The sequence below is a fragment of the Patescibacteria group bacterium genome, from assembly GCA_040753135.1.
Taxonomy (GTDB): domain Bacteria; phylum Patescibacteriota; class Minisyncoccia; order UBA6257; family Brennerbacteraceae; genus JBFMGR01.
Genome location: JBFMGR010000003.1, coordinates 40277 through 62228, shown reverse-complemented (window position 1 = coordinate 62228; position 21952 = coordinate 40277). Strand labels below are relative to the sequence as shown.

20 protein-coding genes and 2 tRNA genes are annotated in these 21952 nt (G+C 40.5%); 4 read left to right on the top strand and 18 right to left on the bottom strand.

Going from position 1 to position 21952, the window contains the following annotated elements:
- Positions 1-387 precede the first annotated feature (387 nt).
- The 4 genes from AB1721_01465 to AB1721_01450 all read right to left on the bottom strand — a co-directional run bounded on the left by AB1721_01465 (position 388) and on the right by AB1721_01450 (position 3068).
- Complete coding sequence (locus AB1721_01465; protein MEW5805380.1) at positions 388-675, bottom strand: hypothetical protein; 288 nt, start codon at positions 673-675, stop codon at positions 388-390.
- Between the two features lie 202 nt (positions 676-877).
- Positions 878-1096, bottom strand: a complete 219-nt coding sequence (locus AB1721_01460) for an NUDIX hydrolase (protein ID MEW5805379.1) — start codon at positions 1094-1096, stop codon at positions 878-880.
- Between the two features lie 5 nt (positions 1097-1101).
- The gene (locus AB1721_01455) at positions 1102-1992 is read right to left on the bottom strand and encodes a M15 family metallopeptidase (protein ID MEW5805378.1); all 891 of its coding nucleotides are present in this window, start codon (positions 1990-1992) and stop codon (positions 1102-1104) included.
- A 269-nt stretch (positions 1993-2261) separates the two neighbouring features.
- On the bottom strand, positions 2262-3068 hold the full coding sequence (locus AB1721_01450; GenBank protein ID MEW5805377.1) for an L-threonylcarbamoyladenylate synthase: 807 nt from the start codon (positions 3066-3068) through the stop codon (positions 2262-2264).
- A 355-nt stretch (positions 3069-3423) separates the two neighbouring features.
- Between AB1721_01450 and AB1721_01445 the strand changes: the two genes are divergently transcribed.
- Positions 3424-3606: a hypothetical protein gene (locus tag AB1721_01445; protein ID MEW5805376.1), complete on the top strand. Its 183-nt coding sequence runs from the start codon at positions 3424-3426 to the stop codon at positions 3604-3606.
- 235 nt (positions 3607-3841) lie between these two features.
- Here the strand turns inward: AB1721_01445 and AB1721_01440 are convergent, their stop codons facing one another.
- The 7 genes from AB1721_01440 to AB1721_01410 form a co-directional block, all read right to left on the bottom strand.
- Positions 3842-4546, bottom strand: a complete 705-nt coding sequence (locus tag AB1721_01440; protein ID MEW5805375.1) for a hypothetical protein — start codon at positions 4544-4546, stop codon at positions 3842-3844.
- 8 nt (positions 4547-4554) lie between these two features.
- Positions 4555-5028 carry a hypothetical protein gene (locus AB1721_01435; protein MEW5805374.1) on the bottom strand — a complete coding sequence of 158 codons (474 nt, stop codon included), beginning with the start codon at positions 5026-5028 and terminating at the stop codon, positions 4555-4557.
- Positions 5029-5040: 12 nt separating this feature from the next.
- Entirely contained in the window at positions 5041-6522 is a 1482-nt protein-coding gene (locus AB1721_01430) for a PQQ-binding-like beta-propeller repeat protein (protein ID MEW5805373.1), read from the bottom strand.
- A gap of 50 nt (positions 6523-6572) precedes the next feature.
- A complete protein-coding gene (locus tag AB1721_01425) occupies positions 6573-6854 on the bottom strand; it encodes a DUF134 domain-containing protein (GenBank protein ID MEW5805372.1) in 282 nt (93 codons plus the stop codon).
- An 81-nt stretch (positions 6855-6935) separates the two neighbouring features.
- Positions 6936-7169, bottom strand: a complete 234-nt coding sequence (locus AB1721_01420) for a DUF5320 domain-containing protein (protein MEW5805371.1) — start codon at positions 7167-7169, stop codon at positions 6936-6938.
- Between the two features lie 271 nt (positions 7170-7440).
- On the bottom strand, positions 7441-9276 hold the full coding sequence (locus tag AB1721_01415) for a cation-translocating P-type ATPase (GenBank protein ID MEW5805370.1): 1836 nt from the start codon (positions 9274-9276) through the stop codon (positions 7441-7443).
- A gap of 105 nt (positions 9277-9381) precedes the next feature.
- Positions 9382-9453, bottom strand: a tRNA-Asn gene (locus tag AB1721_01410).
- Between the two features lie 253 nt (positions 9454-9706).
- Between AB1721_01410 and AB1721_01405 the strand changes: the two genes are divergently transcribed.
- The gene (locus AB1721_01405; protein ID MEW5805369.1) at positions 9707-11800 is read left to right on the top strand and encodes a cohesin domain-containing protein; all 2094 of its coding nucleotides are present in this window, start codon (positions 9707-9709) and stop codon (positions 11798-11800) included.
- A 2-nt stretch (positions 11801-11802) separates the two neighbouring features.
- Positions 11803-14502 (top strand): HAD-IC family P-type ATPase, encoded by a 2700-nt coding sequence (locus AB1721_01400; protein ID MEW5805368.1) that lies wholly within the window; start codon positions 11803-11805, stop codon positions 14500-14502.
- A 54-nt stretch (positions 14503-14556) separates the two neighbouring features.
- On the opposite strand, the gene AB1721_01395 is transcribed toward AB1721_01400, so the two are convergent.
- The 3 genes from AB1721_01395 to AB1721_01385 form a co-directional block, all read right to left on the bottom strand.
- Positions 14557-15915, bottom strand: a complete 1359-nt coding sequence (locus AB1721_01395; GenBank protein ID MEW5805367.1) for a sigma-70 family RNA polymerase sigma factor — start codon at positions 15913-15915, stop codon at positions 14557-14559.
- 27 nt (positions 15916-15942) lie between these two features.
- Positions 15943-17730 carry a DNA primase gene (dnaG, locus tag AB1721_01390; GenBank protein MEW5805366.1) on the bottom strand — a complete coding sequence of 596 codons (1788 nt, stop codon included), beginning with the start codon at positions 17728-17730 and terminating at the stop codon, positions 15943-15945.
- Positions 17731-17973: 243 nt separating this feature from the next.
- Entirely contained in the window at positions 17974-18117 is a 144-nt protein-coding gene (locus tag AB1721_01385; protein ID MEW5805365.1) for a hypothetical protein, read from the bottom strand.
- Positions 18118-18202: 85 nt separating this feature from the next.
- Here AB1721_01385 and AB1721_01380 point away from each other — a divergent pair, with 85 nt between their 5' ends.
- Entirely contained in the window at positions 18203-19165 is a 963-nt protein-coding gene (locus AB1721_01380; protein MEW5805364.1) for a hypothetical protein, read from the top strand.
- 111 nt (positions 19166-19276) lie between these two features.
- On the opposite strand, the gene AB1721_01375 is transcribed toward AB1721_01380, so the two are convergent.
- The 4 genes from AB1721_01375 to AB1721_01360 form a co-directional block, all read right to left on the bottom strand.
- Positions 19277-20107 (bottom strand): DUF1189 family protein, encoded by an 831-nt coding sequence (locus tag AB1721_01375; protein ID MEW5805363.1) that lies wholly within the window; start codon positions 20105-20107, stop codon positions 19277-19279.
- Positions 20108-20255: 148 nt separating this feature from the next.
- Positions 20256-20342, bottom strand: a tRNA-Ser gene (locus AB1721_01370).
- A 6-nt stretch (positions 20343-20348) separates the two neighbouring features.
- Positions 20349-20987, bottom strand: coding sequence for a GGDEF domain-containing protein (locus AB1721_01365; protein MEW5805362.1), 639 nt, complete (start codon positions 20985-20987; stop codon positions 20349-20351).
- 5 nt (positions 20988-20992) lie between these two features.
- The gene (locus AB1721_01360) at positions 20993-21925 is read right to left on the bottom strand and encodes a M48 family metallopeptidase (protein ID MEW5805361.1); all 933 of its coding nucleotides are present in this window, start codon (positions 21923-21925) and stop codon (positions 20993-20995) included.
- Between the last annotated feature and the right edge of the window lie 27 nt (positions 21926-21952).

Genomic DNA, 21952 nt, shown 5'->3' with positions numbered 1-21952 from the left:
TGGGGGGGGGCGCCCCCGCCCCCCCCCCCCCCCCCCTCCTTCAGAAGGAGAAGAAGTGCTGAATAATTATAGCATAAATTAAACCAAATGGAAAACTCCGCCGAAGCGGAGTTCTCCAGTGTCTTCGGGTTCCGGGCCGAAGCCTTTCGCCTGAAGACGTTGTTAGTATAGCAAAGAATCTTTGTTTGTCAAGACCCGAATAATTATACATCTTGGCTGATTAATTGGTTTATTGTCTAACCGGGGATTGTTATTTTTTCTGTTTTTTATTTCTATTTAAATCCCGCGATCGCGGAATTTAAATAGAAATACCTGCATTGGCAAGTTAATCAACTTTATCTATGTATCTATCTACGGAAGTCGGACTTCCTAAATACTTCCTAAATATTATTTTTCTTGATTTTCAGTTTTTGCTTGGTTAATCTCTTTTTCTAAAGAATCAGCCAAACGCAGTAGTTTTAAGAGTTCTTGTTTTTCTTCTTCGCTAATATCATCCGGGCTATGACGCAAAGCTTGAAGCAAGCCGTCCTGCATCCGGTTCATTGATTCAGACATTTTGCCAAAAATCAATTCCGGCGGAATATTTTTTTTGCCTTGATACTTAATTACCCACCACCAATAAGTCAGCTTTACCTTTACTGCTGGCCAGAGCGAGTATTTTATAAAATCAATCATAATCTTTTAATTATTTAAATTTTCCTAAAGCTTTTTTAAAAAACTCTCTGTGCCCCTGGTAAAAATTCAAAGATTCAACTTCTTCCAGAGAAATAAACCTAATTTCTTGGCCTTCATAACAATGAATTGTTTGCTTTTCATCGCAGCGCGCCCAAAAAATTATTCTTTGAATCCGATCTCCCTTCTCGCTTAAATATTTATCCTAAACAAGCAGTTCCAGTTCCCCTTCTCTTACTTTATAACCGGTTTCTTCTTCTAATTCCCTTTTCGCCGCCTGCTTTAAAGACAAATCATTGCCGTCAACACTGCCGCCAACAGTGCACCAAGTGTTCGGCCCGATAATCTCGGGATTATTATCCCGATGCTGGGCCAAAACAAAACCCTTTGAATTTATTAAAATAACACCAACATACTGCCTCATAAATTTTAATCAAATATATTAATCAGATACCTGTCTATTTCCCGCTGGTCTAAATCGTAAAAATGCCTGTTTTGAGTATGAAGTTCGGTTGCCAGCATTACGCCAACAAAACGCCAATGCCATGGCTCAAAAACATAATAAGCGTTATTTTCCGGATAAGACAAGATAAAGCCGTATTTATAAGCATTGTTTAATAACCATTGGTAAGCCGGCGTTTTGGCAAAATCATAAAATTCCGCGCCCAGTTCCGGGGTGGTTAAATCAATTGCGGTGCCGAGCTGGTGCTCGGAATATCCTTGGTCAGCGGAAAACTGATTTGCTCCTGAACCATAAACCATTTTATAACTTGATTTCAAATTGGCTTGGTCGGCAAAAGACCGGTAGGCGGAAATTATTTTTATTGGCATTCCGTCAGAATCAGCCGCTTCAAGCATTTGATACAGATACGGCTTGGCTTGGCTGTGAATCTGATAAACTTCGTTCTGATTATAAGCGTATTTTTTATCAATGATTGAAAGCTGCTGGGGCAGATAATGCTCGTTCAAAAAATAAACCTTGGAATATTTTTTCAAAAGCTCTTCATCAAGCTGGTTTAATTTTTCCAAATCGCTGACCGTGCTCTGGATACCGGAGATTTGTTTAGCAAAAAACTGGTTTTTGCCTTGTTCTGATTTTAATAGATTGGTCAAGTTTTGATTGGCAATCTTAAGCTGAAAAACATCTTTCCCAAACCAATCGGCCAAGTTAGAAAAAGTCTGACTAACAAAAATCAATTTTTTATTGGTTCGCGCCAGCTCCTGATAAACAAGATAATACTGCCAAATTAAATAACTAAAAGCGCTTAAAATTATTACCAACAAAATCAAAACTATGGCCGGTTTAGGAATTTGCTTCATAATGAATAATTTTAGCATTTTTAATTAAAATCTAAAAAATGAGAACTAAAGGAGAACAGTTCTCCTTTATTTCTCATTAAAATGAAAACAGGCGCCCCGTGAGGCGCCTGATGTTTTAGGCGGCCGAACCAAGGAAAGGAGGTGAGACCCTTGATCCGGCCATGGAAAAATAATTGCGACAGCCAACTCAGCCCTTCCAACTGAATTGGCTGTCTATTAAATTGTGTTCTTATTATACTTTAAATCGTCAATAATAAAAGAGTTAGGCGCTATTTTGATAAATACAAAGGTAGCATTTTATAATCAGCACCTTTTCTCAAAACTTCAATTTTGCGATTACTGAATCTAATTAAAGTTGAGGGTTCTTTTGAATAAACTTTCTTTCCGGCATAATAAACAACCGAATTGCCAAAATATTTTCTTGCTTGGTTAATTGTTCCGGCTGGTTCTTTGTCTTCTAAGTTTGCGCTTGGCGCCACTACCGGTCCGGAGATCTTTAAAATCTTTAACAAAAATTTATCTTTGGGCAAACGAAAACTTAAACCGCTGGTTCCCCGATGAAGATAAAATAAACTTTCTTTTTTGTCTTTGTTTTTTATTGGCAAAATTATTGAAATTCTTCCGGGCCAGAGTTTTTTCAGAATTTTAAGTTCTTTTAGGCTTGGTTTAACTCCAAACAAACTAAGCTCTGCTAAATCCGAGATTAAGATAATCATTGGTTTGCCCGGAGATCTTTGCTTTAACTGATAAATTTTCTCAACTGTTTTCCTATTCAAAGCAGAACCGCAGATGCCGTAGATTGTGTCTGTTGGCATTACTGCAATAACGCCCTCTCTTAAAAGCAAACCCAGTTTTTTCCAACCCAACTTATGACCCCCAGAATAACCGCCAACTTCACTATTACTTTTAACCACTCGATGGCAAAAAACAGCTGGATTTTGATTCTGGGCCATAAAATTCCCCACTGCTCTGGCTGCTTTCTTATTCCCTGCCAATTTTGCCACTTGCTGATAACTTAAAAACTCCCCTTTAGGAATATTTTTTACAATCTTTAAAACTTTTTGCTTAAAATCCATAATTTGATTATATCAAAAACAAAAGGCGCCCAATGGGCGCCAGATATCTACTTTTCTATCTGAAAAATAGACTTTAATTGTCTTAATTTACCCCTGTGGACTACAAACATCTGATCGTAAACATACGCTATACACCCCCCATTAGCGCAATAGAGGTAGGATCGATACCCCACCCTAGAGATTTTCACTTTCTGGTTTGATAAAAAAAGTTTCTGCCCACATCGCGGGCAATTGGTATTACTTAATTCAGCCATCTTGGCCTCCTTTTTTAAATTTTTGATTTTCAACTATACCATATTGAAATTTCATTGTCCATAGGATATAGTTTTATTAAATCAATCAAAAGGAGGTTGCTGTGAGCAAAAAAGATGCCCCATTTGTTTTGGGGCTATCAATAATAATCATTGAAGCCATTTTTTGCCTGCTGTTTCCGCAGGCAAAATGGCTTTCGGGAATAGTCTTCCCGATCAGCATTGCAATCGGGTTGACTTTATTTTTTATTTCTATGGCGGGTCATGAAAATGACCCGGAAACATAAGGAGGAAAATATGTCTATAGAAGGGGTTGTAATCATTGCGGTTTTGACCTTCGCCCTTTGGCGAAGTGGGCTTCTAAAATTTATCTTAGAAGCCCGCAAAAAAATCCCCAAATACCCAAATGTAGTTCCACCCTGTCCAGAAAGTTGGAAAGAGGTGGAGTAAATCAAAGCTGTCCCGCTTGCGGGACAGCTTTTTAGTTTTTATTTTATTCCCTGAAAGATAAAACCCAATCACCTACTTTACTTCAAAACTCTTAGCAATGCTTTGGAACAAGTCCTGATATTCCTGCCATTTGCTTTTTGGCGTGTTAAAAGCAATGGTCCAAACATCATCTTGATTTCCTTTTATTATTATCATCAGCACCTTAAAATCAACCCCTTGCTGGTTCAGTTCTGCCTCAAGCGTATAAGCCTCGTAATTATTTATTTTTATTGCTTCCTGACTTTGGAAACTGATCTCGGGAATTACTTGGCCTAATTGGTTCTTTACGATCCCCGCATACTCTACCAAGGCTTGACCCTGCAGAACATCATACTGGACTGAATAATAAGTCTTAAAATTGATTTTCTTGACCGCTGGGTCAGCAATTTGCTCGTCAACATACGACACCATTGCTGATACCCCTGCAGGAGCGCCGGTTTCTTTCCAGCCATCAGGAATCAAAACGGAAAATCCGTTTTTAACAAGCATAATCTCTTGGTTTTTCTCTTCAACCTGGTTTTGAGATTCAGGGAGCGAAGATTTTCCTGTAACCACTTCGGATATTTCAGATGGTTCTGGTTTTCGGGACGCTTCTAGTGGCCCAACCGGCTCAACATTCTGAACTCGCTGTTCAGTTTCCCCCTCTGTTGGCGCTTTCGTTTTTTGAAAATAATAAACTCCCAAACCAGTTGCTAAAACAACCAGGCAAACAATTACAATTGCCAAATATTTAGACATAATAATATTTATTTTTCTGTCTCCGCATAAATCAAAAATCCGATTGCCAAAATAAATCCCAAAATCGCGGTAATCTTGAATTCCAGCATTGGGTTGTCTATCAGATAATACCCAAACAAAACCGCAATCAGCTGGTGAAGCGCGTTGGGCAGAGACAGCAAAGTAATAAAAATAACCAGATGCTTATCCCCGCTGACTTTAGCTTTTTTATCAACAACTCTTATCAGCCATTGGCAAAATTTTGCTATAAACAAGAATCCCAACAAAATAAACGGCAGTGAATAGAGATAATAGTTTTCATAAGCAGTATTGAAAACTCTGGAAAAGCCCAACGCCAAATCATGGACAACCGGATTAGCCTCTTTAACCCGCGGATAGTCAATCCAAAGATACGAATAAAAATAAGAGAAAGCCACAACCGCAGCCATTAAAAAATAAAAAAACCAAAAAGATTTTTGATTTACTCTGTCGCGAATTGGCATATCAATTACTTGTTAATTATTTTTTCGACCCCTCAAATATAAATAAATTATACCAAAAATGCTTATTAGCCCCGCAATAACCACGGCAACGCTCTGCCATTTTAATTTTTTCTCAAAATTGCTCCAAAAGTCAGCTGGTTTTGCTTGTTCTTGTTTCGGTCCAGACATCTCTGGTTCTAACTGTTCTGATTGCCCCGCTTGCTCAACTAATTCAGGTGTTTTTGATTCTTGATTGGGCTTAACTGCTTCAGCGCTCTTGGCCTTATCTGAAACTGCCAAAATAATCCCCTGATCAGAAAAACCTTCCATTGCCAGTGGATTTATGGCTATTAAAATCCCCTCTGCCAGTGCGGCTGAAAAACCGCCCCATTTTTCTTTCCAAATCAACTTACCGGTATTAGCATCCAGGCAGTAAAAATAATCGCCTGCGCCAAAATAAACTTTTTTATCTGCTAAAACCGGGGCTGAATTTGCTTCGCCTGGTTCAGTTGAAAATTCCCAAACAATATCTCCGGTATCCCGCTTCAGGGCAAAAAAATTCCCAGACCAGGTATTAACAAAAACCTTTCCATAGCCCACAGACGGAGCAGTGGTTATTCCAACTATATTGTCTGCACCAAAACCAATCTGTTTTTTCCAAACCAGCTTGCCATTATCAGCCGAAACCGCATAAAAATATCCGTTTTCAGAGCCAAAATAAACTATATTGTTTGATATTGCCGGAGTCCCATGAATCAAATTCAGTTTTCCGGATAAAAAATCAATCTCGTACCGCCAAACAACTTCACCGGTTTGATAATTAAGCGCATACAACCGGCTTGGGTTTTCATTGCTCCGGCTTGAGCCTTCGGTGCCAATATAAAGTAAACCGTTATAATAAGCCGGCGACGAATGAATCACCTCGGCTGAATCCAGATATTTTTGCCAGACAATTTTGCCGGTTTCTGAATTCAGTGCGTAAACTATTCCCGAATCATCGCCAATGAAAATTTTATTCTCAACAATTAGGGGGTAGGAATGGGAAACTGAACGATTAAGTTTTGTTTTCCACAAAAACTTTCCGGTTGCTTGATTAAGGGCGTAAATATAGCCCTGATCCATTGTCCGGAGGTTGTCGGTATTATTTACCGCAACAAAAATCTTTTCATTGCCAACAGCTAAAGCACCTGAAGGATAAAAATCAGCCGCTGAATCGCGATATTGCCAAAGCAATTTTCCGGTTTTTAGCTCTAAAGCCAAAACATAAGCTCCGGCAACAAAAACTTTACTTCCGCTTATCACTGGCGCGATCTGCCCGGCTTCAAATTCTTTTATTCCGTAATTTCCTAAATCTTTTCTGGTAATCTGCCAAAGAATCTTCGGCTTTGACGGCGCCGTTGAGTTTAGATAGCCGGTTCGCTCTGGATTAGCATGAAAAACCGGCCAAACAGCAAATACAGAATTGGCGATTGCTAAATTCAAGACAAAAATTAAAACAGCCGGCTTGAGTTTCATGACATTCATTACTATTATATCTTGCCTCCAAAAAATTCATATTTCAACCGCTATTCTATTTTCACTATCTTTATTGCTTTACCTTCTATCAGCGCTTTAGTGATTTTTTTGTAAGCCGAGGACAAAATTCTCTGAAAAGTGCTTTGGGAAGTATTCATCTTTTGAGCTGCTTCTTTTTGGTCTAAATCTTTGATATTTTTCAACCTCAAAGCTTCTACCTCTTCGGTAGTTAATTCGACCACCCCTAAAAACCTCATTGGCACCCCTTGGGGCTTGAAATAAGTTGCATTTGGGTTAAATCTAATTCTTCGACAAAGTCGCGGTCTGGGCATAAATTTATTTTATGGTAAACTAATGCTTGAAGAAGGCCTGCCCCGTCCATTCTTTGAAAGGACGGGGTTCCGCGCCTTCTTTTATTTATTCTGCTCCTTTTTTAAGCTGGCAATTTCCTCGCGAATAACAGTTAATTCTTCCTCAAGCAGTTGTTTTTCTTCTTCTAAAACAGAAAGTTCATTTTTAGGAGAGATGAACCTTCTGAATCCATAGCCATAACCCCAGCCACGCCCCCAGCCCAAGCCGCAGGGACCCATGCCCCAACCAGTGCCTGGTCCGAAACCCATAGGGCCAGTTCCGTCATATCTTGGCATAGTTTTGTCTTAAATAATTAATTATTATTTGGTAGCCCGACCTTTATTGCGCCTACCTATTATGAGTATATACCCAAAACTATGTTAGTGTCAAGAGCCCAAAAGCAAAACTCCCGTCTCGGGAGTTTTGCTTTTGGGCAGGATTTAGAACGAAAGGATGAAAACAATGTATTTCACACGTATCAGGTTTATTAGATTGCAGGATAATACCGAGCTTCATAAGGTTATCTTAGATTAAAAACGAAATTTTTCCAGCGCGCACCGCTACAATTTAGCGAATCAAACGACCGGAATTATACAAAATTAAGAGATCGGGTACGGCGTGGAAAAACGCGGCTTGTATGGGATTTAGCACATGCAAGAACGCAAGCGCCATGCCAAGACCGTGCGTGAGTCCAAGACCCAAGATTATGTTTTGCTTGATGGTACGGATAACGCGGCGCGATATTTCGTGCACTGAAACGACTTTGCTTAAATCGTTGGACATGAGCGCAATATCGGACGCCTCAATGGCTGGCTCCATACCCATCGCGCCCATGGCAATCCCGACATCGGCGGCTTTGAGAGCCGGCGCGTCATTCACACCGTCGCCGATCATTGCTACGCGATGACCCTGCTTCTGCAATTCCTGAATTTTCTTTAATTTAGCGTCCGGTAGAACTCCACCATAGGCCTCGCTAATTCCAAGTTTATTTGCCACTCGCTTTGCCACTTCATCGCGATCGCCGCTTAAAAGAATAATATTTTTCATGCCTCCCTCTTTGAAATGCTCAATGGTCGAAACGGCGTCGCCGCGCAGTTCATCGGCAACGCAAATCATGCCGCACAGCTTCTCGCCGCAGGCAAGATAAAAAGACGAGTGGAGCGCGTCTTCGTCTGCGCATTCAAGCATCGCGCCCACTTTAACGTTGCCGTGGTCTTTCGCTTCAATATAGTGCTTGCTGCCGAGCCGAATGTTTTGATTTTGATAGCGAACGGTCGCGCCGTGGCCTGGGATATACTCGTAATAATCGGGTTCTGGAACCGTTATTCCCTCCTCCTTTGCTTTTGCAAGCACGGCCGAGGCAAGAACATGCCCCGATCGCTTTTCAGCAATGGCGGCCATGCGGATCACATCTTTATCCGAGTGCTCCGCGTCAATCGTTTGGACAGAAATAACTTTCGGTTCGCCGATGGTGAGCGTCCCGGTCTTATCAAGTATCAATGTATCAACTTTTGCAAACCGTTCGAGCGCGAGCCCGCCTTTCACAATCACGCCTCTACGAAACGCTGACACGGTGCCGGCAAGAATGGCGAGCGGCGTAACGAGCGCAAGCTCAATCGGCGAGCCGAATACCAAAAACGTAATCACTAGTTTGATGTCCTTCGTGAACAGCCAGACGGCGCCGATAAAAAGAATAAGGAGCGGGGTGAGTATGTAGGCGACCTTATCGGCGAGAATTTGAATACCGGCCTTACGCTTTTCTGCATCTTCCATCAAGCGGCGAATGCGGCCAAACATGGTGTTTTCACCGACTTTTTCAGTTTCCACAATTACACTTCCGTTCTCCACAAATGTTCCTGAAAAAACCGGATCGCCCGCTCGCTTTGTTTTGACGGCGCTTTCGCCGGTAAGCGAGGCCTCATTAACCTCTGCCTTTCCATGAGCGACTCTGCCGTCAACCGGAATACTTGTTCCGGTTTTGACAACTACTCTCATTCCGATGCGAACTTCGCTTATCGGCAGTAATTTTTCCTCGTTATCTTGCTGGACTAAAACAGTATCGGGGACAAGCTTTAGCAAACTTTCAATTGCTCGCTCCGTTCGTTCTTCTACCAGTTCCTCAAAGTATTCCGCGACCAGGACGACGAGAAGCACAACCGTCATTGCCAGCTCTTCATCGCCAATCAGCGCAATGACTGCGGCCAGCACAAAAAATAACTCGCTGCCGAATTTTTTCTCTTTGAGAGATTTAAGCGCTTCCCAGGCAACCGGAGCCCACGCTAAGAGAAATGTGAGGAGCCGAAAAATATGATCAGGCTGTGTGAACGAAAAAAGAAAAAAGCCGACAACTGCGACGATATAAAGTAAGCGGTAAGGATGATATTTTCTTATATTGATTGGCATAGTTATTATTTCATTAAATCATCTGATTGTAATTGTAATTTTTCCAGTATGCCTGTGATAGGTTTTGTTATTTAATTTATGCCTTCTGGCGGTAAAACCACAAAGCTCCGGCGGCAGGATTCGAACCTGCGACCTGGGGATTAACAGTCCCTCGCGCTACCGCTGCGCCACGCCGGAATAATTTTTAGTTTAACAAAAAACCTAAGGTTTGAAAAGATTTGAGAAAAAATAATTTTTGCTATACTATAGGGTAAGGTGATACCAATCTACAAATTTTATGCTAATCAGCGAATTGCGAATAAAAATTAAAGCGATGCTAATCAGTAAATTCTGTGCCAACCCCGAAGGAGAAACTTTGTTTATTCACTGAAAAAGTTTGGGAATCGCGAATACAAATTGGCATCACTCATCCAAATAGCCTTAGGTATTTATGAATCTGCCCGGAATTTTACAAAAGCACAAAAGACCGATTATCTTTGCCTTGATGATTTTCTTGGCATTTTTTTTGTTTGGTTTATCAATTTATTCAAACCAAGTTTTGGGAGAATATAAAAAAGATAAATTAAGCCAGGCCGCTAACCAAATCACCCACCAGTTTAATCAAGACCTCGAATTGATTAATAATAAGATGGATAACTGCGCCTGTTCAGAGGAAATCATCCCGTTTATCCAGGGGGAAAACATTCCTGAACTGCTGAAATTTTTAGAAAAACAAAAACAGGATCTTGACATTGACGCGGTTTTGGTAACGGACGAACAAGGCATTGCTTTAACCAGAACTGAATACAAAAACATCCGAGGCGATTATATTTTCAGCACCACTCCTTGGGGCGAAGCAGTCAGTCGGGGAGAGAAAATTGTTGCGATTGAAAAAGGCAGTCCCCTGCCCTTGATCTTTGTTGCCGGCAAACAGATTGAAAAAAACGGCCAGATGATTGGGGCGATTTTTGTCGCTAAAATCATCAACCAAGAATATATTAGCGGGCTGAAAGAAAATTTTTTGCCCGGCGGCGAGATTATTCTCTACTCTCAAGAACAAGGGGTGTTAGCTTCAAGTTTTGAAACCGATAAAGAAAAAGCTTTGGCCCAATCTTTTTTCAATGCCGGCACAGATTGGTTTAACCAAAATCTGGAGAAAACCGCTCTGATAAAGATTGATAATGATAATTACTTGGCTAAAAATCTGATTTTCCCGGGGATCAACCACAGTCCGGGCGGATTAATCATTCTTCATCCTGAAATCCAGATCTGGGAAATTTTTGCCCTGGCTCTTGCCAGCACTTTGTTTTTCACCGGATTTCTAAGTGTTTTTGCCTTAATTTTAAAACAAGGACGGTTAAACAAAAAAATTTTTATCACAATTGCCTGCTTAAGCTTTATTTTTGGCGGAATCTGCTTTGGCACGGTTTATTTAATTAACAGCAAAACTCCGATTCAGGTAAAAAAATTAACCGAGACAGTTTACAACTCAACTCTTAAGCTTGAACCGGATTCAGGAATTTTCAACAAAGATTATGAGCATGAAATCAAAATCTTAGCCTCTTCCGGAGGTGAAACGGTCAATGCCTTTGAAATTAATCTTGATTTTGATCCGGAAATAATCAATCTTAAAGAAATAAAAACAGAAAACTCCATCTGCACTGACCAGCTTTTCCTGGAAAAAACAATTGACAACCAGAAGGGAAAAATAAGAATCTCCTGCATTATTCCTAATCCGGGTTTTAACCAGAACCAAGGCGAGTTAGCCAGTTTAGTAATCAAGCCAATAAAACAAGGGACTTATGAGTTAAAAATAACCGAAGAGTCCAGAGTTTTAGCTAATGACGGCTTAGGCACTGATGTGCTTCGGGCCAGCCAAAGCGGCAGTTACCGGATTGTTGATTCAGGAGAAAAAATTCCAGAGATTTTAGTTTTTTCCGATACTCATCCCAACAATAGTCTTTGGTACCGCTCAAGGGAAATTCACCTTTCTTGGATAGAGCCAAACAAAAACTACCGATCTTTTGCCTGGACTTTTAACCGCGAACCAGATTATGTTCCGGACAAAAACTTCTGGGCCGAGAAAAAATCAGTCAACGCCATTGTATTTAACGACGGAATTTATTATTTCCATATTGCCGGAATAAAAAACAACCAGCTTGGCCCGGTCTCGCATTACCAAGTAAAGATAGACTCAACTCCGCCAGAGCCAATAAAAATAAACACCAGCGAAAAAACAATCAAGCTTGGCGAACTGCTTAGAGTTGAGTTTGAAACCAAAGATACCGCAAGCGGCATTGAGTCTTATTATGTCAAAATAAATAACAACGCCTTTTTCCCGGCCCGATCGCCTTTGTTTGTTATCCTTGACAAACTTGGCAACAATACCATCGCTGTCCGGGCTTTTGACCGGGCAAACAACTTCCGCGATTCAGAAATCATTATCCAGACCACTGAAAAAAATATTTTCCAAAAAATCATTAAAAATTCATCAGAAACAATTCTCAACCTGACTGCCAATCTGGGACAGATTGTTTTCAAATAAAAATGGACAGAGGAACAATTAATCAACGCTTTTGGGCAAAAGAACCCAAAGAAACAATTGAAATTTTACAAAGCTCGGAAAAAGACGGCTTAAGCCAAGACCAAGCCAAAGAGCGCCAGTTAATTTTCGGGCCCAACATCCTTGAAAAAGGAAAACAGCTTTCAAAAACCGAGATATTTTTAAACCAGCTAAAGAGCCCGCTGATTTTTATTCTGATTGTCAGCGGCGGCGCGACTGCAATCTTAAAAGATTATTTAGACACTTTATTCATTCTTTTGGCGGTTTTAATCAACTCAATCCTTGGTTTTTACCAAGAAAATAAGGCTGAAGAAACGCTGGAAAAACTAAAAACTTATATCAAAGAAAATATCCGGGTTCTGCGGGATAAAAAAGAAACAGAGATAGACAGCCAAAATATTGTTCCCGGAGAAATTATTTATTTGACTGCCGGCAAAAGAGTTCCGGCTGACGCCCGGCTAATCTCAGCTAATGACTTGCAGATTGACGAATCTGTTCTGACCGGCGAATCCCTGCCCCAAGAAAAACAAACCGAAAGCTTAAAGATTGACATTCCTTTATCAGAAAGAACCAATATGGTTTTCGGCGGCACTTTAGTGGTTGAAGGCGCTGGCAAGGCAATTATCACCGCCACTGGCAAGGATTCTGAATTCGGCAAACTTGCTTCTTTAGTTTCTGAAGCCAAAGATACGGATACGCCGCTCCAAAAAACAATCAAAAGATTTTCCTGGACGATCACCGGCTTTTTAATTGTTTTGATTTTAGGAATATTCTGGATCGGCGCTGTCAAGGGCTATTCTTTATTTGAAATGTTCTTGACTTCAGTGGCGATTGCAATTAGCTCAATCCCCGAGGGTTTACCGATTGCCATGACAATAATTTTAGCTGTTGGGGTTGAGCAATTAGCCAAGAAAAAAGGCGTGGTGAAAAAATTAATTGCCGCAGAAGCCCTAAGCGCGACCACCACAATTCTGACAGACAAAACCGGCACTTTAACCCAGGCAAAAATGACGATTACCGGAATCTGGAGCTTAGCCGATTTAATCTCTAAAAAACTAACCGCGAAAACCCAGGCCCTGTCAAGACTGTCAGACGAACAGAAAAAAATTATCAAGATCTCTTTGCTTAATACTGATGTCCTGATTGTCAATCCGGAAGAAAAACCGGAAAATTGGCAGATTGCCGGCAAGGCGCTGGAAACCAGTCTGGTTAAACAAGCCGGCGAATGGAAAATCTTATTTGGTGAAGAAAAAAACCTGCACCAGCCGTTTACGATTCTGCCCTTTAACTCCAAAGACAAATACTCGGCTTCTATTATCAAAGACAGTGGCGGGTTCCATTCTTTGGTTGGCAAAAGGCAAAAAGGCAACTTTCTCACGATTATGGGAGCGCCGGAAATCCTTTTGTCAATGGCAGAATTAAGCGCCGAAGACTATCAAGCAGTTCTGGGGAAAATTAACCAGCTTGCCCGGAGCGGAAAAAGAATTCTTGCGGTAGGATTCAAACAACTCAACCAAAATCTGCCCACTAATAAAGCCGAAGCCCTAAAGAACTTAAATCAAATTGAGTTCTTAGGGATTATCTGTTTTTCTGACCCCCTGCGGGAAGATGTTTTGGAAGCAATAGAAAAAGTCAAACAGATGGGATTAAAAGCTGTAATTGTCACCGGCGACCACCAGGGCACAGCTATGGCAATTGCCAAAGAGCTGGGTTTTGAAATAAAAGAAAACAATGTTCTTGACGGAAGCGCAATCAGCCGGCTTTCTGACGAAGAGCTGGAGAAAATTCTGCCCCAGATAAGGGTTTTTGCCCGGGTAACACCTGAAGACAAATTAAGAATTATCAATGCCTACAGAAAAAGCCGGGAAATTATTGCGATGACCGGAGATGGAGTCAATGACGCCCCGGCTTTAAAACAAGCAGATGTTGGCATTGCCGTTGGCTCGGGCACTGATGTAACCAAAAGTGTCGCAGACTTGATTCTTTTAGACGACAGCTTTAAAACCATTGTCACCGCAATTGAAGAAGGCCGGAAGATGCTTTTAAACATTAAAAAAGTGATTGTTTATCTTTTGTCTGATTCTTTAGAGGAAGTTTTTTTAATCGGCGGCAGTTTGCTGATGAGCCTGCCTTTGCCGATTAATGCCCTGCAGATTCTTTTTGTTAATTTTTTTGCTGACAGTTTCCCAGCTCTGGCTTTTGCTTTTGAAAATGGTGTTGATGACCACAAGAAAAGAATTAAACAGCATCAGATTTTGGACAAAGAAGTAAAGACCTTGATTTTTTTCATCGGCGCCAGCATCAGCTTGGGTTTATTTTTAGTCTACTGGTGGCTTCTAAAAACCGGGGTGGAATTGTCCCTTGTCAAAACAATTGTCTTTATCACTTTTTCCATCAACAGCCTGATTGTCGCTTTTTCTTTCCGGAGTTTAGAAAAAAATATTTTTCACTATAACCCGTTTTCCAACAGATACCTTAATTGGGGAGCCGGTTTGGGCATTGTTTTGACTTTATCAGCAGTTTATCTGCCGCCATCCCAAAAAGTTTTAGAAACTGCCCCTCTGCCCTTAATCTGGCTAACAGCTCCGTTTGGGTTTGGTTTATTCAGCATCTTTATTATTGAAGCAGTCAAATTTTTATTTGCCAAAAAAATAAACGTCGACAAGCCTAAACAAACGGATTAAAAAACAAGCTTATAAAAGCTTGTTTTTTTGTTTTGCGAATTAATTTACCGCGGCTTATTCTTCTCTAATCTTCTTGATCTCTTCATGCTCGCGCATTCTCTCCAAAGCTTTGGCTTCAATTTGCCGAACTCGTTCTCGAGTAATGTTAAACTCCCGGCCCACTTCTTCCAAGGTGTGAATGGCGCCGTCAGTCAAGCCAAATCTTAGCTCAACAATCTTTCTTTCCCTTTCAGTTAAATCGCTCAAAATCCCCCGAAGCTTTTCTTTAACTATCTTGGAAAATGTTAATTCCTCCGGACTGGGCGCGGTTTCGTCTTTAATAAACTCGCCAATCAGGGTGCTTTGGTCATCCTGTTCAACCGGTCGGTCCAAAGAAACCGCGTCTTGGTCAATCTTAATCAAATGGTGCATTTTGGCCACTTCCTCACCCATCTCGGCGGCAATCTCTTCCGGCAAAGGCTCGCGTCCCAATTCCAGCTGGAGCCGCCGCTTGACTTTTTTAAACTTAGACAGAGTTTCAACCATATGAACCGGAATTCTGATTGTCCGTCCGTAATCGGCAATCGCCCGGGTAATTGCTTGCCTAATCCACCAAGTCGCGTAAGTGGAAAATTTAAACCCGCGGCGATAATCAAATTTATCAACCGCCCGGGACAAACCAATGTTGCCCTCCTGAATCAAGTCAAGCAAAGACAGATTAGATGTCCGATTAGCGTGCTTTTTAGCGATTGAAACGACTAAGCGCAAATTGGAATTAATCAAGCGCTGGCGAGCTTCTTCATCGTCCTTTTCCGCCCGACGGGCTAATTCTTTTTCTTCGTCTGCGGTTAAAAGCGGAATTCGGCCAATCTCCTGAAGATAAACCTGAACCGAATCAGGCAAACGGTCAAAGTTATCAAAATAAATCGCCTTATTAATTTCCTCGTCAGAAACAGTCTCTCCGGGGAAATCAAGCAGATTTTTTGAACCGATTAAATTAATATTTGAAGAGAAAAGCCGTTCATAAAGATTTTCAACCAAATCAATATTTGTTTCCAGTTCAGGCACCGTGGTCATTATTTCCTCTTCAGTAATAAAACCCCGAGATTTGCCCTTTTTCAAAAGCGCCTCTATCTTCTCAACAATTTCCTTATTTTGAGGAGTTGTCCTTCTCGGTCTGGTTTTGCCAGATTTGGTCCGGCTTAAGCTGGTTTGTTTTTTTGCGGTTTTGGGCCTTGAAGCCGTCTTTTTTGCACTCCTTGTTCTAATTTTGGCTTTTGGTTTTTTTGCCGCTGCCTGTTTTTTCTTATAGGGCCTGACAAAAGAAGCAATCTTTTTAGTTGCTTTGGGCTTTTGCCTTTTCACCGGCTTTTTTATTTTCTTTACTGGTTTTCGCCCCCGTTTAGGCCGAGGAGCTTTTTTCAACTTAATCATTTATTTATTTTCTAACTGTCAGCTAAATTATACCACATTCTCAACCTCAACCTCGCTTAACTTTTTTGTCAATTCGATCAGCTCTTTAACCAATAATTCGGCTCGGCCCAAATTGCTTCCGGATTCTGCTTCTTTGATCGCCAGAGAAACTTCGGCAATCAAAGAATGAAGTTTGGCTTTTTTCAGTTCCAACAAAGATTTTTTAATCTCTTGTTCCGGAGAAAATTTTTCCGGGAAAAGCGAAGCCTCATAATCAGCCAGCAGAATCAAGTAATCAAGCAAACTCTGGTCAAGCTCTTCGGGGAAACTTTGGTTTTTAATTTTATCCCGGCCAAGCCCAACAATTAACCGAGCAAATTCCTGAAGCCGGAAAGGAAAATAATCAATTGCGCTTTCCAATTCCGGCGCTAATTCCGGAAATTGCAAAACCAAACCAAGAATTTTTTCCGCCAATCTTTCCCAGCGGGACTTAATAAAAAGCGATTCGCCAACTGCCGGTAACGATTCGTCGCTGTCCGGAACTGCTTCTAAAACAGAGTTGGTTTGGGAAAATTCTTCAAAAAGCATCTTTTCCGGAACTTTGACTTTTAAACTTAATTTATTCAGCCACTCGGTCTGCTCAACCGGATTTTTTAACAGTTTTATTCTGGGCAAAAGATAAGCAACCGCTTTTTTCTTGGTTTCAATTGAGTCGGTTTCTGCTTCGGAAAAAATTTTTTCAAAATAATATTCCATTACCTGTTTGGCAGAATTTATCACTTCAGCAACCTTTTCCGGATATTCTTTAGCATAATCAGCTAAATCTTTGCCTTTTGCTAAGCTTAAAATTTCTAAATTAAATCCGGCTTGGAAAGCCAGCCCAATTGACCGGTCTGTGGCCAATTCACCGGCCCGATCCATATCAAAACTTAAAATCAGGTTCTGGCAAAAGCGCTTTAAATTCTTTAACTGAAATTCGGAAAGCGCGGTGCCGGAAACAGCAATTACGTTTTTCAATCCCTCTTGCCAGGCCATTAAAACATCTAAGTTGCCCTCAACCAAAACCGCTTGGTCTTTATTTTTTATCTCGTCTTTGGTTTGAAAAAACCCGTATAAAACTTTGTTTTTCTGATAAACCAAAGTTTCCGGGGTGTTAATGTACTTGGCCGCTTCTGTTTCGGCGTTGTTGGGTAAAATCCTGGCAGTAAAACCAATAATCCGGCCGTTAAAATCATGGATCGGAAACATAATCCTGTTCCTGAACCGGTCATAAAGCTCTTGCTTTTCTGAGCGAACCGCCAAACCAGCCTGTTCAATCTCATTATCTTGAAAACCGAGCTGGCGAAGATGAAGATATAAATTCTTCCAGCTCTTAGCGGGCGGGCCGGGCGCAAAACCCAATTGAAAAAAATTAATCGTCTGGTTTTTCAAACCCCGATCGTTCAGATACTTGACCGCTTCAGGGGTTTTAACCAAACTCCGGCGATAAAACTTGCTTGCCTCTGCCAAAATGTCTAAAACTTTGTTTTTTAAGCTTAACAGCTTAGGGTCTTGTTTTTGTAAAACAATTCCCGCTTTGTCGGCTAAAAACCTTAACGCTTCAGCAAACTCCATTCTCTCCATCTCCATCACAAACTTCATCAAATCTCCGCCCTTTTGGCAGCCAAAGCAATACCAAACTTGTTTGTCCGGGGAAACAAAAAAAGACGGGGTTTTTTCTTTATGAAACGGACAAAGCCCGCGCAAGCTCTTGCCCGAAGGGCTTAAATTAACATAACTCCGAATATAATCAACTAAATCAAGCCGGCTTTTGATTTCATCCAAAGGTGTGGTCATAAACAAAGAATTATAAATTATGAATTAAGATAGATTTTAGATTATAGATTGTTGATTTTAGAAAAGCCATCTTCCAAAATCTAAAATCTGAAGTCATTAGTAGATATTAATAATAATTAGTAAATTAGTAGGGTTCTATTGGTAATTATGCTTCTATTATAACTTGATTTTAATAAGGTTGCTATATTTAGTTATCTATAAAAACCCCGCGCTAAAAGCGCGGGTTTGTTTTCGGGTTCTGGGCTACCAGCCCAGAACCCGAGCCAGATCCCAGCCATTGTCGGCCAGGACCCGTAATGTTGTGTAGATTAATCCCCCTAAAAGAATAAAAATCAGGAGCCAGTCTAAGACTGACTCCAAAAAATTCTTGATTTTATTTTTTTCCATTTTTTCTCCTTTTTTATATCTTAAATTATGCCATAAATTAAATATTTTGCAACTTCAAGCTGAATTAGGTATAATAATAAAAATTATGCTCAACTCGCCTGCTTTAGAAAAATCATCAGTTTTAGAATCGCTTGATTTTGAGAAAATCAAACAGATTTTGATTGCGATTGAACAAAATATCCTTGACAACCTTCCCGGCGCGACCCAAGAACAGATTAACTGGCTTAAGCAAGAAATAAACAACTACAAAACACTTAAAAAAGTTCAAAAAGCGATAAGAAAAAATGAACGCCTTTCCCAAAATAACTTGTCTGTTTTAGAAAAAGCCGACTTGAATCCAGAAACTATTCCTTATGAAAACTGTCTCGTTATTTTAGAGTTTTTACAAGCAATTTTAGCTGTAGCTGAATATACCACTCAAGCCATTGAAGAGAATTGGCCGCAAAAAAACAAAGAGAGAGAAAAGCCGTCGTTGGAATTCATTGAAAAGGGCACTCGAGCTAATCTTCAGTTTATTGATTTTTTCCTTAAAGCTAAAAGGCATTTTAATTTAAGCCCAGAACAATTATTTGATTTTTATTTTCGGATTTTTGGCTACTCAAGATCATCCGATGGCTTAAGCCAAGAATTAAAAATAGTTGGTTTAGATTCTTTCCCGCCGGGAATTTTGGCTGCTTTAAGAGCGCTTGTTTATTTAGAAAATGAGAGACCGGATGAAACCTTTTATACCCCGACAATACAACAAGATATGTATTATGGCGTTGATTTAGTCTCTGAAAAAAGAGATGAGGCGGGCAATACTTTGGGCATGTCTCTTTATCAGATTAAAGGCAGAAACAAAGGTAAGGAAGCAGATGTTTTTGATTTGTCAAACGACGAAGATAGAAAAAAACTGGACCAGGCAATCGCTGAATTGCCCGATTGGGACCAAGAGCATCATCGAAAAGTTTTAGACAACCTGTTGTATTACCAGAAAGAACTCCAGCAAAAAACCGATTATCCGGTCAGAGCTTATTGGGTTGAAGTTTTGATGCCAAAACAAAAATAAACATCTGTTTTGCTTTGACTGAAAATTAAATTTGTTTAAAATTAAAATAAAACAAATCTTTTTTATTTTTATTTTACCTTAACTTTCAGAAACAATTTCTGGTAATATTCCTTATTCTGTTGTTTGAGGTTTTAGATTTACAAAAGTCAAACCTAAAGCCAATAAGCTATAAACAAACGGCACTCTAATCCAGAAAACTAAACTGATTAACTGCCAAACCATTGACAGGGTAATCAAATGTAAACCAAACTGGTAGGCTTTGGCGTAATTAATTTTTAAATCCTTGAGCTTGGCAATTGCCCAAACCAACAAAGCCAAAATTAAAAGCCAAAATAAATTCCAGATTCCAATCAACCAAAAACCGATAAAAACAACCGGGATCAGCCAGTTTAAAGCCAAATTCACCACTGGCTGGACTTGACTAAGAAAGTCTTCTACTGTTCGTTGGTTAAGAACAAAATCCGGCAGTTCTTCTAACGGCAGAATCCGAACTCCGGCTTGCTCATCAACAAAAACAACACTGTCCCTGGTTAGCCAAGCCAAGGACTGATATTCTTCAAACTTAGACAGGCTAAACTCATTAAATGTATCAATCACCAGAAAATTTTCAAACTGGTAATCTTCATTTTCAAGCTCTTTTTTAAAGCTGGCCGGAAGTTCAAGAAAATATGGCTCAACCACATTACTGACCACTTGACCGTTCTTAAAATAAAGCGCTAACTCTGCCGGATAATAATCCCTTAAACCCAAGAAAACCTCGTTAAAAAAAACTTTAACTTTGGGCAAACCGAAAAAAGCAAACCCTAATGTAGCCAAGAAAGCTAAGATTAGAAAAAACTTTAAAAAATATTTTAGCGAATAAGAAAACGGCTTCTGCAAAAGTTCTTGGTAATAAACCGGATTATAAACGCTGTTTTTGATCTCCAAAATGAAATTTTTCATATTTTTTAGTTAATTGTTTTATTATAACATTTACTATTTATTTTCCCCCAACTGGCGGAAAGGGCGGGATTCGCCACTGACATACGTCGTGGCGCCCCGCCAGACCTGCCGTGTCGCATGACGCGATGGCTGAGATCAACTATTGCTGCGGAAAGGGCGGGATTCGAACCCGCGGTGCCCTTTCGGACACTCAGTCTTTCCAGGACTGCCGATTAAACCACTCTCGCACCTTTCCGTTTATTTATTTTGACTTCTGTCTTTTTCCGCCAAAGGCGGGCCCGCCTTTGGCGGAGCCCTTTGACTTCTCTTTGTACATCTCTTTATCCGCTTCGGCAATCAGTTTTTTCAAATCAAAAACTAATCTTGGCTTTCTTGTCTCGTCATAAACAGAAGCAACGCCAAAGCTGGCTGAAACAGGATTTTTTTCAACGCCGCAAACATCAAATGCCCTGCCGATTAAATCATTACTAATCTTTTTAACCACTGCTTCGGCGTCTTGTTTATCTGCTCCAATCAGGGCGATAACAAACTCATCTCCAGACCATCGGCCAACCGCGTCAACACCGCGGACATTTTTGAAAAGAAGTTTGCCAAAAGCAATAAGCAATTCATCCCCGCATTGATGCCCAAATCTGTCATTTATCTGTTTAAACTTGTTTAAATCAGCAAAAACAATGGAGAGATTGCCAATTTTTAATTTCCGCTCTTTGCCGAACCCGGAAAACTCACTTTCCAACGCTTTAATAAAATCACTAATCGCGTTTATAAAACCGCGCCGATTATAAAGACCGGTCAGCTCATCATAATGAGCCAGCTTTTTCAAGCGGCTGATTTCCTTTTCTAAATCTTTAATTTTTCTGTCTGGGTCCGGCTTATTCATAATTTTTATTGGCTCATTTTTTCTAAGACTGAAATTCTCTGCTTAATCGGCGGATGAGTGGAAAAAAGATTAACATGCCAAGGCGTGTCCGGCAACTCCCCGCCAACTCCCTTGGCATCTTCTTTAAACGGACTGGCGATATACAGATGACTGGTAGCTGAATGAGCAAATCGCGGCTGAACATTGGTTAGAGCGATTTTTCTCAAAGCATCAGCCAGCCCCTTAGGATAACGGGTGATCAAAACCGCGTCAGCATCAGCCAAAAACTCCCTTTTTCTGGAAATTGCCAGTTGAATTAAGGAACCGACAATCGGCGCTAAAATCATCATTATCAAACCAATAATCGCGATTAAACCGCTTTGCTGGCGGCTGTCGCTGTCCCGGGAAGAACGACCAAGGCCCCAAAACCGCATTCTTAAAAACCAATCGCTTAATAAACTGACTATTCCAACCAAAACCACGACAATCGTCATTAATAAAATATCTCGATTTCCAACATGCGACAATTCGTGGGCAATCACGCCTTCAACTTCTGATTTATCTAAAATCTCTAATAAGCCGCGATTAACAGCCACAACCGCATTTTTGGGATTCCGGCCAGCGGCAAAAGCATTAGGCGACGGATCGTCAATCACATAGAGTTTTGGCATCGGCAGGCCCGCGGCAATGGCTAAATTTTCCACAATCCGGTAAAGCTCGGGAAAGTCTGATTTTTTAGCAATCTCTCTGGCGCCGGCCAAGCGCAAAACAATCTTATCAGAAAACCAATAACTGAAAAATGCGGAAAAAACACTAAACAAAACTGCAAAAATCAAGATTCCTGGCGAGTTGTAATAATAGCTGAAAAACCAGCCCAAACCAATAATCAAACCCAGAAACAAAGTTATTAAGATCCAGGTCTTAAAAGTGTTGCTAGAAACTTGCTTGTAAACAACCATAACTGTTAAAAATTCCTAAATCCTAAT